The organism is Mycobacterium sp. URHB0021 (assembly GCF_054057895.1).
Genome location: NZ_JBSRZT010000002.1, coordinates 6,475,464 through 6,490,079, shown reverse-complemented (window position 1 = coordinate 6,490,079; position 14,616 = coordinate 6,475,464). Strand labels below are relative to the sequence as shown.

Annotated in this window: 11 protein-coding genes; 3 read left to right on the top strand and 8 right to left on the bottom strand. The window is 65.6% G+C overall.

Annotation, left to right across the window (positions count from 1 at the left end; translation table 11 throughout):
* Positions 1-31 precede the first annotated feature (31 nt).
* From ACVWWN_RS34065 to ACVWWN_RS34045, 5 genes are read right to left on the bottom strand one after another with little or no spacing between them, the layout of a single operon-like run.
* On the bottom strand, positions 32-1,288 hold the full coding sequence (locus ACVWWN_RS34065; protein WP_457147780.1) for an NAD(P)/FAD-dependent oxidoreductase: 1,257 nt from the start codon (positions 1,286-1,288) through the stop codon (positions 32-34).
* The gene (locus tag ACVWWN_RS34060) at positions 1,275-1,475 is read right to left on the bottom strand and encodes a ferredoxin (protein ID WP_457147779.1); all 201 of its coding nucleotides are present in this window, start codon (positions 1,473-1,475) and stop codon (positions 1,275-1,277) included. Before ACVWWN_RS34060 ends, ACVWWN_RS34065 begins: the two co-directional genes overlap by 14 nt.
* A 1-nt stretch (position 1,476) precedes the next feature.
* Complete coding sequence (locus ACVWWN_RS34055; RefSeq protein WP_457147778.1) at positions 1,477-2,694, bottom strand: MFS transporter; 1,218 nt, start codon at positions 2,692-2,694, stop codon at positions 1,477-1,479.
* Positions 2,695-2,699: 5 nt separating this feature from the next.
* Positions 2,700-3,506 (bottom strand): class II aldolase/adducin family protein, encoded by an 807-nt coding sequence (locus ACVWWN_RS34050; protein ID WP_457147777.1) that lies wholly within the window; start codon positions 3,504-3,506, stop codon positions 2,700-2,702.
* Positions 3,503-4,408 carry an NAD(P)-dependent oxidoreductase gene (locus tag ACVWWN_RS34045; protein ID WP_457147776.1) on the bottom strand — a complete coding sequence of 302 codons (906 nt, stop codon included), beginning with the start codon at positions 4,406-4,408 and terminating at the stop codon, positions 3,503-3,505. The genes ACVWWN_RS34050 and ACVWWN_RS34045 overlap by 4 nt, the downstream gene beginning before the upstream one ends.
* A gap of 335 nt (positions 4,409-4,743) precedes the next feature.
* Between ACVWWN_RS34045 and ACVWWN_RS34040 the strand changes: the two genes are divergently transcribed.
* The 3 genes from ACVWWN_RS34040 to ACVWWN_RS34030 all read left to right on the top strand — a co-directional run bounded on the left by ACVWWN_RS34040 (position 4,744) and on the right by ACVWWN_RS34030 (position 8,026).
* The gene (locus ACVWWN_RS34040; RefSeq protein WP_457147775.1) at positions 4,744-6,255 is read left to right on the top strand and encodes a tripartite tricarboxylate transporter permease; all 1,512 of its coding nucleotides are present in this window, start codon (positions 4,744-4,746) and stop codon (positions 6,253-6,255) included.
* An 89-nt stretch (positions 6,256-6,344) separates the two neighbouring features.
* Positions 6,345-6,965: a tripartite tricarboxylate transporter TctB family protein gene (locus tag ACVWWN_RS34035; protein ID WP_457147774.1), complete on the top strand. Its 621-nt coding sequence runs from the start codon at positions 6,345-6,347 to the stop codon at positions 6,963-6,965.
* A 71-nt stretch (positions 6,966-7,036) separates the two neighbouring features.
* The gene (locus ACVWWN_RS34030; RefSeq protein WP_457147773.1) at positions 7,037-8,026 is read left to right on the top strand and encodes a Bug family tripartite tricarboxylate transporter substrate binding protein; all 990 of its coding nucleotides are present in this window, start codon (positions 7,037-7,039) and stop codon (positions 8,024-8,026) included.
* A gap of 25 nt (positions 8,027-8,051) precedes the next feature.
* Here the strand turns inward: ACVWWN_RS34030 and ACVWWN_RS34025 are convergent, their stop codons facing one another.
* The 3 genes from ACVWWN_RS34025 to ACVWWN_RS34015 form a co-directional block, all read right to left on the bottom strand.
* Entirely contained in the window at positions 8,052-9,011 is a 960-nt protein-coding gene (locus ACVWWN_RS34025; protein WP_457147772.1) for an NAD(P)H-dependent flavin oxidoreductase, read from the bottom strand.
* Between the two features lie 152 nt (positions 9,012-9,163).
* Positions 9,164-13,807 carry an ATP-dependent helicase gene (locus tag ACVWWN_RS34020; protein ID WP_457147771.1) on the bottom strand — a complete coding sequence of 1,548 codons (4,644 nt, stop codon included), beginning with the start codon at positions 13,805-13,807 and terminating at the stop codon, positions 9,164-9,166.
* A 60-nt stretch (positions 13,808-13,867) separates the two neighbouring features.
* Complete coding sequence (locus ACVWWN_RS34015) at positions 13,868-14,518, bottom strand: TetR/AcrR family transcriptional regulator (protein ID WP_457147770.1); 651 nt, start codon at positions 14,516-14,518, stop codon at positions 13,868-13,870.
* Positions 14,519-14,616: the final 98 nt, after the last annotated feature.

The following is a 14,616-nucleotide window of genomic DNA, read 5'->3' as shown; positions in this document are numbered from 1 at the left end:
TCCTTTCTGTGCGAAGAGAAACTTCATGGCGTCAGCCTGATGCCGCGATCTGGCGCTGCGTTGATTTGTCGGCCATGTTCTGAAGCTCGTTGAGCACGTCCTCGACGACTGTGTGCTGTCGCCAGTGTCTGCGCAGCGCAGCCATTGCCCGGGGCCAACCCAGTGTGATCGCGGCGCTGAGCCGGTGTTGTCGGGAGAACAGCGCCGCCACGGATCGGCGGCCCGCGATCTCGAACGCGTGCACCTCCACGGTGTCGGTCGATTCAACGTGACCGACCATCTGAATCTTGCTGCCGTACTGGTCCGACCAAAAATAGGGTGCTGCGTGGTACTCGCGAGGCTGATCGGGGTGGATGATGTTGTGAGCCACGATGTTTGCTTGGTCGACGGCATTCGTCCAGTGACCAACACGGCGCGCTCGCCCAATAGACAGGTCGTGCCAATTGGCGACGTCGCCGACGGCGTACACGTCGCCGGCGCCTATGACCCGGCAGTATTCGTCGGTGCGCACGCCGTCGTCGATGGTCAGGGTCGAGCCGACGAGCCAATCGGTGTTGGGTGTCACGCCGATCCCGGCGACCAGGACATCAGCATCGATCACGCGGCCGCCGGCCAGGGTGATTCGTGCACCGGTGCCACCAGATCGGCGCACAGTGTCGACTCTGGTGCCTGCCAACACCGTTGTCCCGCCATCGCCATGCAGAGCGCCCAGCAGTGCGCCCACTTCATCGCCGACCGCCGTAGCCAGTGGCACCGCCGCAATATCGATGATGGTTGCCGCACAATCCAGTTGGCGGGCAGTAGAGGCGACCTCGCAGCCGATGAAGCCAGACCCGATGACCACGACATGACCGCCGCGCTGCATCGCTTGCTTCAGTGCCTCGCTCTCGTCAAGATCTCGGATGGTGTGCCCGAGCGGTTCGCCGTCGGCGTCGAATAGGGTTTTCGGCCGAGCGCCGGTGGCGATGACGACGCGGTCATAGGCGATCTGTTGCCCGGAGTCCAACGTCACCTTCTTGGCTGCGCAGTCGAGTGCAATCGCCGCATGACCCAGCACCGGTTCGAGTCCGGCGCCGTGCCAACCATCCTCGTTGAGGAGGGCGAATTGCTCGGGTGATTTCTGCCCGGTCAGGAATTCCTTGGATAGCGGTGGCTTGTCGTAGGGTTCGACGGGTTCAGCGCCGATGACCAAGACGTCGCCATCGAATCCACCGGACCGCAAGGCTTGTCCGGTTCGGATACCGCCGACCGAGGAGCCAACGATAACGACCCGCTCACGCACCGTCATCGACCATCCCCAGCGCAGCGACGGGGCAACTGCGCACCGCCGCGGCGGCGCTTTCCTTCTCGTCGTCCGTAACAGAATCTCGCAGCACCACCACGAGTCCGTCGTCGTCGAGGTCGAAATGTTCCGGGTCGGCGGCGATGCAGTTGCCGTAACCCTGGCACAGGTGCACGTCGGAGGTGATGCGCATGTCAGTGTCCTTCCCTGGGTGATTCCGCGGCAGTGACCGACGGGTTTTTTCGAGCCACAACGACTGCTGGTAGGAGCATCAGCGCCCCGGCAATGCCGAGGGCAACTCCGATCGGCAACGCGAGGACCATGGCCCCTACCCCGAGCGGAGCGATGAGCAGTGTCGCAGCGCGGAATGTTCCGTTGGATGCGATTGCGTCGCCGCGCTCCTCGGGCTGCACCGAGTCCGCCGCGAGGGCCGGGCCCATGGTCTGGAGGATCCCTGCGCCGATTCCTGCGATCGCGAGGGCGACGGCGACCATCGCAACGGCGCCCGGGAGTACACCGGTCAGCGCTATGCCGAGTCCAGTGGGCAGCAGCCCCGCCAGGACGGAAGTGCGTAAACCCGCTGTGTGCACCAACTTCGAGCTTGCACTGCCGCCAAGGGCGGCGATGTTGCCAACCGTGACGAGTACACCGATAACGGGAGCGGCGTGACCGGCGTTGGCGAGGATGACGGGTACATAGGAGTTCATCAGTCCGCGCCAAGCCCCTCCGCCCGCCGTCATCGCACATGCGGCACCGACGCCGGGTCGCCGCCAGATCTGCAGCGAGCCGGTCCGCCGATCTTTGTGCGCCGTCGGGAAGGGCGTTAGGCGGGTCAACAGCGCTGCCGGCGCGAGTGCGAGGATTCCGGTGACCCCAGCTATCGCAAGCGACAGAGTCAGCGATCCCGCGGCTAGCAGCCCGGCAAGTGCCGGTCCCACCAGCGATCCCGTCCCATTGGCCACGTTGATCACCGCCAGCCCGCCGACGGAGGTAGGCCACGCTCGCACGGCGTGAGTCTGACTGCCCGTCCAGAACAGCGCTCGAGCCAAACCCTGAAGTAGTTGGGAGGCAACGAAAGCCCAGATTTCTGTGCTGAAAACCAACAGAGCACACGATGTGGCGAGCGCGAGTGCGGCCAGCACCACGAACCATTTATCGGGGAACCGACGCAATAGTCGGCCCATGCACAGCCGGGCGGCCATCTGCGATACCCCGGCCAGTGCGACGAGGACTCCGATGACGGTTGCCGAGATGCCGACGTGTAGCGCCGCCAGGGGCGCACTGACACCGACCATGCCCAGGGCAGTGCAGAACAACAGGGTGGCGCCCACGCTCAGACGTCGATCGCCGCCCAGCGCGGTTGGCAGGGGGTCGTCGCCAATCCCCACGGGCGTGGTGTTCTGCGGTGGCACCGCGGCTACCTCGGCAGATCCAAGCCGGCCAGCTCCAATCGCGACCGGTGGTGCTGCCAGACGTAAACGTCGTTGAACATCGTGCCCAGATCGGGCATGGCGGCGATGTCTTCGGGCGGTAGCTCCGGCGGGATGGTTCCGCGCTGGCCCGCCGCCAGGGTCATGCGGGCCAGGATCTCGATGTTGAGAGCACGGACGACGGCTTGCTCGATGCTGTCGCCTACTGTGACGATGCCGTGGCCTCGCAAAATGCACACCGGCCGGTCACCGAGGGTGTCGGCGACGGCGTCGCCGAGGTCGTCGGTGTTGATGAGCACGCTGCGGGGATAGATCGGGAATCCGTCGCTGGCCATCCGCATTGCGGGAATGTTGTAGGCGCCGACGATGGGTCGCAACGGCAGGCCGGCCAGGTCACACGCCACCACCGCGGGCGGGTGAACATGCACCACCGCGGAAATATCGGGTCTTGCCCGCAGCACTCGGCTGTGGATCGGAAACTCGTTGGGCCGCCGGTAGCCGCGCGGCAGGTTCTCTGAGTCAGCACCGATTTCGTGGATGTCCTCCGGTGTGGTGAACAGCAGCCCGCGTTCATGGGAGCTTCGTGAGCGCACCAGCACAGAGTCGGCGCGCGGCGCGCGAGCGCTCACATGACCGAGGATGTCTTCGGCCAGGCCGGCGTGGGCCAAGATTCGGCACGCCTCAGCTAATTTCACTACCAAATCAGCGTGGCCGTCGTCGATTCCGGCTGCGCCTTCGTCGGAGGTTGCGGTCGAACCGTTCAGCTCAGAGGCTCCGATGGCGTCGTGCTTCACAGCTTCTCCTGGGAGTTTGTGGCGCCCTGCCTGACGCATAGTTTTTCGAGCAGGGCGATGCTGGCGGGGAATGGGACTGCGGCATAAGGGCTGTCGACGGCTGTGTCGAAGAAGTTCTTCAGTTCTGTGAGGGTGGGACTGTTGATGTCGAGCGTGTCCGCCAGCTCGGCGGCCAGCCGCATGTCTTTGGCGATGGTACGTACGTTGGCGTGCTTCTTGATCTCGGTGCTGTCGTCGAGGAAATACGCTGCCGCGTCACGAAATCCGCGGTCTGAGCCGCTGGAGGCCAAGACAGCTTCGACCGCAGTGGCCGGGTCCAAGCCGTAACGCTGGGCGATGAGCAGTGCCTCGGCTGATGCCAGGTACCAGCCGTATTTGACGTGCTGGTTGACCAGTTTCGCGGCGTATCCGTGACCGAGTGCGCCGCAGTAGACGACGGTGGAAGCGACATCGGCGAGCAGTGCGGCGGTGTCGTCGTCGATCTCTGCCCGGCTTGCGCCTATCAGGACGCTCATCCGTGGGGCTTTTCCCGATACCGGCGCGTCGACGAACCGTCTGCCTGCCGCAATGAACGCGCGGCCGAGTAGGTGAGCCAGACCGGGATCCGCCGTGGTCATGTCGATCATCAACGCACCCTCGTTTAGACCGGCCAGGATTCCGGTGCCCGCATCGAGGGCGACCTCAACAACGGCGTCGCGGTCGGGCAGCGTCGTGAATACCACGTCGCTCTCGCTGCCGACCTGGCGTGCGTTGACTGCGGTGGATGCGCCGATCATCGCGGTCGTCGCCACCTTCTCGGTGTCGCGATCCCACACGGTCAGGTCGTGGCCGGCTGCGATGAGCGCCCCCGCCAATGCCTTGCCCATCGGCCCGAGGCCGACCACACCCACGCGCAATTCCATCTGCAACTCCATTGGCCTTGTCGCCCTAAAGAATGTGATTCTGTATAGCAGGAAGTAAAGTCATACGTCTAGTTCGAGTGGCTCACCGCAAGCTGATCAGTGCTCGAAAGCGACAGAAGCCGCGAAGGCCTGAACCGTGGCATCCGGACGTCGCACCCGGCTCGTTCTGCCGGTACAACAGCACATTTCACGTAGCGACAAGGCCCAAATCGTGCCGCGTACCACGCGTTGACACCCTATGTGACCCAGGGTACAGTCACCAGCCAATTGCAGAAATATTCTCTGCAAGGTGAAAGCCTAAGTTCGGCGCGGGTGCCGGGACTGGAGATGGCTCCTTGTTAGAGCAGTTGGGAAACGCCTTCGCGCTGGTGGTCGCCCCCGAGTCGCTGATGATGCTCGTGCTCGGCGTCCTCATCGGTTTCGTCGTCGGGATCCTCCCCGGGCTGGGCGGTGCCGTGACCATCGCCCTGCTCATTCCCGTCACCTTCGGCATGCATCCCGTCCCGGCGTTCGCCCTGCTGTTGGGGATGTATGTGGTGTGCGCCATCGCCGGCGACTTCACGTCGGTGTTGTTCGGCATTCCCGGGGAGGCCAGCGCGGCGGCAATGGTGCTCGACGGGTTCCCCCTCAACAAGAAGGGCCAGGCCGGTCGAGCTCTGGGGGCGGCGCTGGCCAGCTCCGCGATCGGAGCTGTATTCGGTGTCACGGTCCTGACCCTGCTCATCCCGGTCATGCGACCGCTGGTGCTCAAGATCGGGCCGCCCGAATTGTTCGCGATTGGCCTGCTCGGGCTGGCGTTCATCGCCTCGCTATCAGGCAAGAACATGTTCAAAGGCACCATAATGGCCAGCCTTGGTGTCCTTCTGGCATTGATCGGACTTGACCCCAACACCGGGATTCCTCGCTACACCTTCGGCTCGCTGGAGCTGTGGGACGGCGTCGGAATCGTGCCTGTCGTCGTCGGCTTGCTGGGTGGAGCCGAATTGCTCCAGATCATGCTCGATAAGGACAACCAGACCCGTCACCTCGGCCGGCCCGAGCTAGGCGGAATCAGGATGGGAGTCCTCGACACGTTGCGGCACTGGTTTCTTGTCCTTCGCGCCAGCGCAATCGGATCCGCGGTCGGCATGGTGCCGGGTCTGGGCGGCTCGATGGCTCAATTCATTGCTTACGGGCACGCCAAGCAGACCTCGAAGCGGCCGGAGCAATTCGGTCGCGGCTCGATCGAGGGCGTGATCGCCGCCGGGGCAACAAGTACGGCAAAGGACGGCGGAGCCTTGGTACCGACGATCGCCTTCGGTGTCCCGAGTTCGGTCTCGATGGCCGTACTGCTGGGCGCCTTCGTCATCCTTGGCCTCGACCCCGGACCGTCCATGCTCACAAGCGATCTTGACGTAACCCTGTCCATGGCCTGGATCGTGGTCCTGTCGACACTGACCGCCGTCGCGCTCGGCTATGTACTGTTGCGCCCACTGACTCACTTGACTCGAGTCAACGGCCGGGTGCTGGTTCCTTTCCTGATTCTCGTCCTCACCCTGGGCGCCTACTCCGAATCCAATAGCTTCTCCAATGTCTTGGTAATGTTGGTGTTCTTGGCAATTGGCGTCATCACGGTTCGATGGGACTGGCCACGGGTGCCGCTGCTCCTCGGCCTGGTCCTCGGCGAGATACTCGAGCGATATTTCACGTTGTCCCATTCGCTCTACGACTGGACCTGGCTGTCGAAACCATCCGTGATCGTCATCATCGCCGTCGCGCTTCTGCTGGTGGTCTCGCAGGTCATGCGCGCTTTGCGCAAACCAAAAACCCCGGCTCAAACGAAGGTGGAAGCAGGCGTCCCGGCATGACCCACAACACCGAATCCCATAGCGCGACAACCGCCGACACCGTCGCATCGGCCAACGCGTCAGCCGGCCCTGCACCTGATCAATCGTCTGTGCCAAACGGTGTTCCCGACGACGAAGCGCCACCGCGGGCGCCGCACCCAACCACCGGGCCGAGAAACGCGGCGATCGACTGGGGCGACGTCATCATCAGCGCGGCCCTGCTCATCATCTTCATCGCGGCCTTTGTCAACGCGCTGCAGTGGGAGGCAATCGCCGCACTGTTTCCCAAGCTGGCCACCGGAATCGGGGCTGTGCTCTCCGCCGCCTTCCTCGCGCGATCAATCCTGGGTCAGCGCAAAACGGCCGGAAGTACCGGAAGTACCCTCGCACGCCAGTCGGAGACCACCGAAGCGTCGGGCCTGACTGGTGAAGGTGATGAGCTGGGCGCCGATCAGGCAGAGTCCGAGCGGGCGTTCTTCGCTTCGTTGAGCCTGCGGGATTGGCTCGTGTCGCTGGCCTGCTTTGCTGCCTTCTTCATCAGCCTCTACGTGCTCGGCCTCTACGTCACGTCCCTGCTTTTCACTACCGGTTATCTGAAGTTCCAGGCGAGGTCGTCATGGCGATTCTCGGTGATCTACGCGATCGTGCTCACCGCCGCGCTGTACGGGCTATTCGGATATGCGTTGAAACTGCCGGTGCCTGAGGGCCTGTTCGGTCTGTCGGGACTATGAAGCCAATCACGTGCACAAAAGGATCCACGTTGCACCTACTGCGCCGTGTCGCCGCGTTCATCGCGATACTCGTGACCGCCACAGCCTGCGGACACAACGCGACCTCCACCGATGGCCCCCCGAGCCTGGCAGGCGAGACCATCGAGTTGATCGTGCCGTTCGCCCCCGGCGGCGGATATGACGCCTACGCTCGTCAGCTGGCGCCCAAGCTGGGTGCCGAGCTGCACGCTACTGTCATTGTGCTGAATAAGCCTGGCGCCGGCGGAGTTCTGGCGACGAATGAGGTGTGGAAGGCAGAGCCTGACGGCACCACAATCGCTCTGTTCAACACTCCCGGGCACTTGGGCAGCGCGCTGGCACAATCTCCCGGCGTCCGTTACAACGCCGAAGAGTTTTCCTATATCGGTCGCCTCAGCTCCGAGCCGGACGTGGTGCTTACCGCCAAAGACAGCGGATACAAGTCGTGGACAGACGTCATGGCAAAGGAGGGCAATCCGCCAGTACGGTTCGCCGCCACCGGTCCTGGATCCAACGAATACATCGACGGAGTAGTCCTGCAGAATCTGCTCGGCCTCGACAGCAAAGTCGTCACCGGCTACTCGACCAGCAATGAAGCATACTTGGGCATCTTGTCCAAAGTTGTTGACCTACATTCTCGTTCCTATGGCAGCCAGGAGTCAGCACTGAAATCCGGCGACGCGATACCGCTGCTGACCGTGGGCAGCAAGGACGGATACAAATTGCTCGCCGATACTCCCACGCTCGTCGATGTCGTGGCCGATGACCAAAAGGCTCTGGCCTACAGCCACTCTGAACTCATCGAGAGCGGCCGTACCATCGCCGGACCACCCGGCATGCGTCCTGAATTGCTCGAACTCCTACGCAACGCATTTCAGAAGGTAGTCACCGATCCCGACTACGACGCCGCCGCGAAAAAAGCGCGCAGGCCAATCTCTTTCGCCACCGGCCAAGAAGTCGCAGACAACGTCAAGAAGATCATGCATTCCCCGAAGGAATACGTTGACCTGATCAAGAAGGCCTACGGCACTACAGCGCAATGAGACCGCGCAATGCGCCAACGCGCTCTCAACGGGTCATGTTCCGCGCGGCGGCGATCGCATGTTCAGCCTGCTCGGCAATGCGTGCGACGAGCGCGCTCGCGGCGTCCAGCTCGGTGATGAGGTCGACGGATTCACCCGCCCAGATCGGCGCATAGTCGGGATCGCCGCGGTCGACTCCAGCGCGATACGCCGCCAGTGCCGTCGCATCCGTCTGGAGCTCGAGTTCTCGGCCCTGCCAGGCATCGGTGAACTGGTTCCGAAGTGTCCGGGCGGGGTAGCGGTCGGGCCAGTCCGCACCGGCCGCCACGTCGATGGCGCGGCCGCGCGTGGTGTCACTTGCCGCCGCGGCCGTGATCGCCTTGGCTTCCGCGGCGGTGATCAGCGCGTCGTTGGTCGCTTCGAACCGGGTCCCGATCATCGCTCCGGCCGCACCCAGAACCAGTGCGGCAGCCAGCCCTCGGCCGTCGGCAATGCCGCCGGCGGCCAGCACCGGAATGCCTCCGGCCAGGTCGACGACGGCGGGGACGAACGGCAGGGTGGCCCGGCCGCCGCCGTGGCCGCCCGCCTCAGATCCTTGCGCCACAACGATATTCGCTCCGACCTCCAGAGCGACTCTTGCCTCCTCCATCGAGGTGACCTGCACCATGAGCGGGATGCCTGCGGAACGGATGGTCGCGGCGAACGGGGTCGGATCTCCGAACGACAACGCGATCACCGCGGGTGACTGTTCGATCGCCGATTCGATGGCCTGCGGGCCGACTCCCCAGGACAGGAAACCGACGCCCCAGGGTTTCGATGTCGCCCGCACCCTCGCATATTCGCGATCGAGCCACTCGGGATCCCCGCGCCCGGCGCCGATGAGCCCGAGGCCCCCGCCCTCGGATACGGCGGCCGCAAGCGCACCGCCGGCCACGCCGCCCATCGGGGCGAGCACGACGGGATGCTCGATGCCGAACATCGCCGTCAACGCGGTGGACAACGCCATGTCATCACTGTAGGGCGAGGGTCTGTCGCCGTCCGGCGGCCCGCCGGGTCACCGAGTGTAACCAGGCGGCGCGCGGTCGGCTGAATTGCCGCCATGGCATTACATTCGGTGATCCCATGGGGCCCAACGGTTGGATCTCAGCGGACTTCAGCTCAACGTAGCCGCAGACCGCGCGGTGTGCGGGCGAATCCCGCGGCGATCAGCGCATCATGCACAGCGGCGCGATCACCCTCGGCGACCGGTTCCAGAACAGGTACGCCGTTGACCTTTTCCACCAGGAACGATCCCACCCGGCCCTTGCTGACCTGATCGGCCAGCGCGGCCGCTGCCGCCGCGTGTGCGTCGGGATCATCGGTGAAGCTGAGCAGGGAACGCCCGCCGCGCTCGAGGAACCACGCCAAGTGGCCGTCGACCAGGGCCACGAGCGCGCCGGCCTTGCGTCCCGGCCGGTGCACCGTGTCATCGTCGGCCGCCGTTCGGCTGGGCCACGGCAGGGCCGCGCCGTACGGGTTGGCCGGATCTGCGGCGGCCAGCACGACGGCGTGATACTCGCGGCTGTCCGGGTCGACACCGTCGAGGTAGGACCGCAGCCTGTCCACAGTGGATGCCACGGCGAACTGCGCTCCACCCAGTGATTCGACGAAATACCCGCGCTGGCACCGTCCCGCGTCTTCGAACGCGGTCAGCACCTTGTAGAGCATTGCGAATCCGCCGGGTACTTCCTCGGCCGCCACCGCGCCCTTGGTCAGGACGCCGTAACGGTTCAGCAGAAGTTCGGCCTGAAAGTGCGCGCGCACGGTCGACTCCGGCTCCGCGGTGGGCAGCACCGACCACCGGCCCGCGACGGCCGGATCGGAACTGCGGGCGGCTTGCGCGTGGGCGACGCTGTAGCGGCTGAGTCGCGGTGGCCGCTGACGCTGCCGGTGCGCGGGGGACCCTCGGCCCCCCGTCGATCGCCGGGTGCCCGTCAGTATCGCCCGCACCGGGGCGAACGTGTCGCCGGTGATCCTGCCGGCCCAAATCAACTCCCATAAAGCCTGTTTGAACTGCTCGGGGCTTTCCGGGCCGGCCTCGCTGACCAACTGGCGGAAGAAGTACGCCCCACCGCCAGCCAGGATTTCCAGGATCGTGCGATGCGTTTCGGTGAGTTCGGTCGCGGTCGGCGCCGCGAGCGTCAGCGGTGCCGAATCGGCGGTGTGGAACGCGATCCACCCGTCGCCTCCACCGATCTGTCCCGAACCCGACCAGGTGACCTCGCCCGACGCCAGCAGCTCGTCGAGCATGGCCGGCTGGTAGTCGCGGACACGCTGGCCGAACACCAGCGGCTCGATCGCCGACGCCGGGATCGGCACACCGGCCACCTGTTCGATCACCGCGGCCAGTCCGTCGATCCCGGAGTTATGGGAGCCGACCTGCTGCCATGCGGGAAGGAAGCGGCCGTATGCGGCGGTGCTGACCGGCTCCACCTGCGCCCGTAGCGCGGCCAATGACCGACGGCGCAGAATCCTGAGCACGTCGGCGTCACACCACTGGTCACCGGCGCCGGACGGGCCCGGCGATCCGGTAGAAGCGGAATCGGTGAATTCGCCACGTATCAGTCGGCCGTCGACCGCCAGCCGGCCCAGCATATCGGCGCAGACGCGTAGGCCGAGGCCGAACCGCGCTGCGGCGTCGTGCGTGGTGAACGGACCGCGGGTGCGCGCATAGCGGCCCAGCAGTTCGGCGAGCGGATCGGTGACCGATTGGGTGAAGGCGGCGGGCACGCCGACGGGGACTGCGACCCCGACGCCGTCGCGAAGCAGGCCAATGTCTTCGACTGCCACCCACCAGGTTTGGTCCGCGAAGGAGACTGTCAGCGCACGTTTGGCGGTGTACAGGCTGTCCAGCCAGCCGCCGACCTCATCCGTCGTACAGCGGTCGGTGATCTCGCGTTCGGTCAGCGGTCCGAGCACGCGCAGCAGGTCGGCGATGCCCTCGGCGTCGCGGGCCCGGCGGTCCTCACTGAGGTGTTGCAGTTGGCGCACGGTGGAGGCGATCACCTGCGGTTCGAGCAACTCACGTAGCTCGACGCGGCCCAGCAACTCGGCCAACAGCACGCTGTCCAGCGACAATGCGGCCGCCCGTCGCTCGGCCAGCGGGCTGTCGCCCTCGTACATGAACGCACCGATGTAGCCGAACAGCAGTGAGGCTGCGAATGGGGACGGTGTCGCGGTCTCGACTTCGACCACCCGAAGCTTCCGTTGGGCGATCTGGCGCATGAGTTCGGTCAGCGCGGGCACGTCGTAGACGTCCTGCAGACATTCACGGACCGCCTCGAGCACCATGGGAAAGTCCGGGTACTTGCGCGCGACATCGAGCAACTGCGCGGCCCGCTGTCGCTGGTGCCACAGCGGCGACCGCTTACCGGGATGTCGGCGTGGCAACAACAGGGCGCGCGCGGCGCATTCACGGAACCGCGATGCGAACAGCGCCGAACCGCCGACTTCGGCGGTGACGATGGGCTCGATCTCGTCGGCGTCGAAGACGAACAGGTCCGCGCCGGGAGGAGTGTCGTCGGTATCGGGCAGTCGCACGATGATGCCGTCGTCGGAGGCCGTCGGCTTCTCGTCGATGTCGTACCGTTCCCGCAGCCTGCGCGAAACCGCCAGCGCGAGGGGGCCGTGGACCCGGAGCCCGTAGGGCGAATGCAGGATCACCCGCCAATCGCCGAGTTCGTCGCGGAAACGTTCGACGACGAACGTCGTGTCGGTGGGTACGGTGCCCGTGGCTTGCCTCTGGTCGTCGAGCAGCCGCCAGAGGTTGTCGGTGGCGAACTGGTCGAAACCTATTGTGCGGCAACGGTGGGTGAACCCGTCCTGGTCCAGGCGGGACAGTTCACCGGTGAATGCGCCGACCGCGGCGCCGAGCTCGGCGGGGCGCCCAATACCGTCACCACGCCAGAACGGCAGCCGCGCCGGTTGCCCCGGGGCGGGCACGACGAGCACCCGGTCATGGGTGATCTCGGTGATCCGCCAACTCGTCGCGCCCAGCGAGATGACATCCCCGGGGCGGGACTCGTACACCATCTCTTCGTCGAGTTCACCGACCCGCGAAGGCTTTTCGGTGTCGGCGCTGGGAGCCAGATATACGGTGAACAGGCCGCGGTCCGGAATGGCTCCGCCCGAAGTCACCGCCAGTCGCTGCGCGCCGGGCCGGGCGGTCAGAGTGCCGGTGTCGCGGTCGTAGACCAGCCTCGGACGCAGTTCGGCGAATTCGGTGGACGGATATTTGCCGGACAACAGATCCAGCGTGGCCTCGAACGCACTGCGTGGCAGCGTGGCGAACGGGGCACTGCGGCGAACGGCGTCGAACCAGCGGTCGGCGTCCAGTGGCTCCAGTGCGCAGGCGGCCACCGTGTGCTGGGCCAGTACATCCAGCGGATTCGTCGGCACCCGCATGGTCTCGATCTCGCCGGCGAGCATTCGACGCACCGTGACCGCACAACTGATGAGGTCGGTGCGGTGTTTGGGAAACAACACGCCTTGGGATATCTCGCCGACCCGGTGGCCCGCGCGACCGATGCGCTGTAGACCGCTGGCGACGGAGGGCGGCGACTCCACCTGGATCACCAGATCCACCGCGCCCATGTCGATGCCCAATTCCAAGCTGGAAGTGGCGACGACGGCCTTCAGCCGGCCGGTCTTCAGATCGTCTTCGACCAGGGCGCGCTGTTCCTTGCTGACCGAACCGTGATGGGCCCGGGCCAGAAGTGTCGGTGCACCCGATGCCTGGCCGCTGCCCATGATGTGTGCGGGGGAGCCGCCACCGACGTGGTTGTTGGGACCGGAGGGCAATTCGACCCCGGTGCGTTCGGCGTGAATCTCGTTGAGCCGTGACGTGAGTCGCTCGGCGAGCCGCCGGGAATTTGCGAACACGATCGACGAGCGGTGCGCCTCGATCAGATCGACGATGCGTTCCTCGACGTCCGGCCAGATGGTGTTGTTCTCGAGATCGGCCATATCGGGGACCGGCACCTGCACCGACAGATCGAACGTCTTGGCGGCCGGCGGCGCGACGATTGAGGTCCTGGCCTGACCGGACAGGAACCTGCCGACCTCCTCCGGCGGCCGGACCGTCGCCGACAGCCCGATCCGCTGCGCGGGAGTCTCGAGCAACTGGTCGAGCCGCTCGAGCGACAGCGCCAGGTGCGCCCCGCGCTTCGTGGCCGCAACCGCGTGCACCTCGTCGACGATGACGGTCTGGACCTCGGCGAGCGTCTCGCGCGCGGCCGAGGTCAGCATCAGGAACAGCGACTCCGGCGTGGTGATCAGGATGTCCGGCGGCCTGCTGATCAATTCCCGGCGCTGAGCCGGCGGAGTGTCGCCGGACCGCACACCGACGGTGATCTGCGGTGGCGAGACGCCGCGGCGCTCGGCGACGCGCGCGATGCCGGTCAACGGGGTGCGCAGGTTGCGTTCGACGTCGACGGCGAGGGCCTTGAGGGGTGATACGTACAGCACCCGGGTGCCAGCCGCGGCGAGCCGCGTATTGGACGCCGCGGCGAGCCGCGTATTGGACGCCGCGGCCGGTCGAGGTTCGGCGGCAAGGCGGTCGATCGCCCATAGAAAGGCCGCCAGCGTCTTACCCGACCCTGTCGGGGCGATGACCAGCGTGTTGGCGCCGTCGGCGATGGCGGACCATGCCTCGGCCTGCGCAGCGGTGGGAGCGGCGAAGGTGCCGGTGAACCACTCCCTGGTGAGCGGGCTGAAGCGCGCCAGGGCCTGCGCCTGACTGCCGCCGCTCCGTTTGGTGCTCACGTAGCCATCGTGCCAACGGCCACCGACAACTCCGACAAATATCCGACCATCCGGGAAATATCAGCGGCGCTGCGCCCTGACCGCTTCGCCCAGAGCGGAAGGGATGCCCGGAACCCGCCCGACGGCCTCGAGCAGGGTCTGTGCACACGCGTCGGCGACGTAGCCGGCGTCGATCGACGGATCTATCAGGCGTTGCCGGCACATCTCGAACGTGAAGGCGAGCCAGGCGTAGATGGTGATCCGTAGGTCGCGTTCGACCTTGGAGTCCATAGTGGCGCCGACGGCGTCGGTGAGACGGGCAATGATGCGGTTGGCCTGGCGGTCGTTGTCGATGTCCTCGATACCGCGCAGCACGGGGTCCGAGCGGCCCATGCCCATATAGGCGGTCCACGCGCCGTGTGGATGTTCCTCGTCGTAGTGCAGGTACGCGAGCACGCCGGTGCGCAGTTGCTCGAACAGACTCTGTCCCGGATCAGGCAGGGCGTTGGTGGCCTCGAAGAGCCGCTCACCCTCCGCCCGCACCACGGCGGCGAAGAACGCCCGCTTGTCCGGGAAGTAGTGATACATCAGCGCACGCGACACGCCCGCCCGTTCGGCGATCTCGTCAATGCGGACCTCGTCGTACGGATGCTGGCCGAACACCTCGGCGCCGAGGGCCAGCAGTTGGTTGCGTCGATCGTCCGGCGACAGCCGTCGCCTCGACTCGGGCATGCTGCCCATGGTAATCAACACCTGTCTAACAGCATATGCGGTGCCTGCGTGAAGCCCTTGGGTAGCGCTTGTACAGCTTTGCCCGTCACTTTTTGGCT

Excerpts from the sequence above, each read along its gene's own strand:
- ACVWWN_RS34065 (WP_457147780.1), bottom strand. The coding sequence starts at position 1,288 with ATGACGGTGCGTGAGCGGGTCGTTATCGTTGGCTCCTCGGTCGGCGGT.
- ACVWWN_RS34015 (WP_457147770.1), bottom strand. The coding sequence starts at position 14,518 with ATGCCCGAGTCGAGGCGACGGCTGTCGCCGGACGATCGACGCAACCAA.
- ACVWWN_RS34045 (WP_457147776.1), bottom strand. The coding sequence starts at position 4,408 with ATGGAATTGCGCGTGGGTGTGGTCGGCCTCGGGCCGATGGGCAAGGCA.
- ACVWWN_RS34060 (WP_457147779.1), bottom strand. The coding sequence starts at position 1,475 with ATGCGCATCACCTCCGACGTGCACCTGTGCCAGGGTTACGGCAACTGC.
- ACVWWN_RS34025 (WP_457147772.1), bottom strand. The coding sequence starts at position 9,011 with ATGGCGTTGTCCACCGCGTTGACGGCGATGTTCGGCATCGAGCATCCC.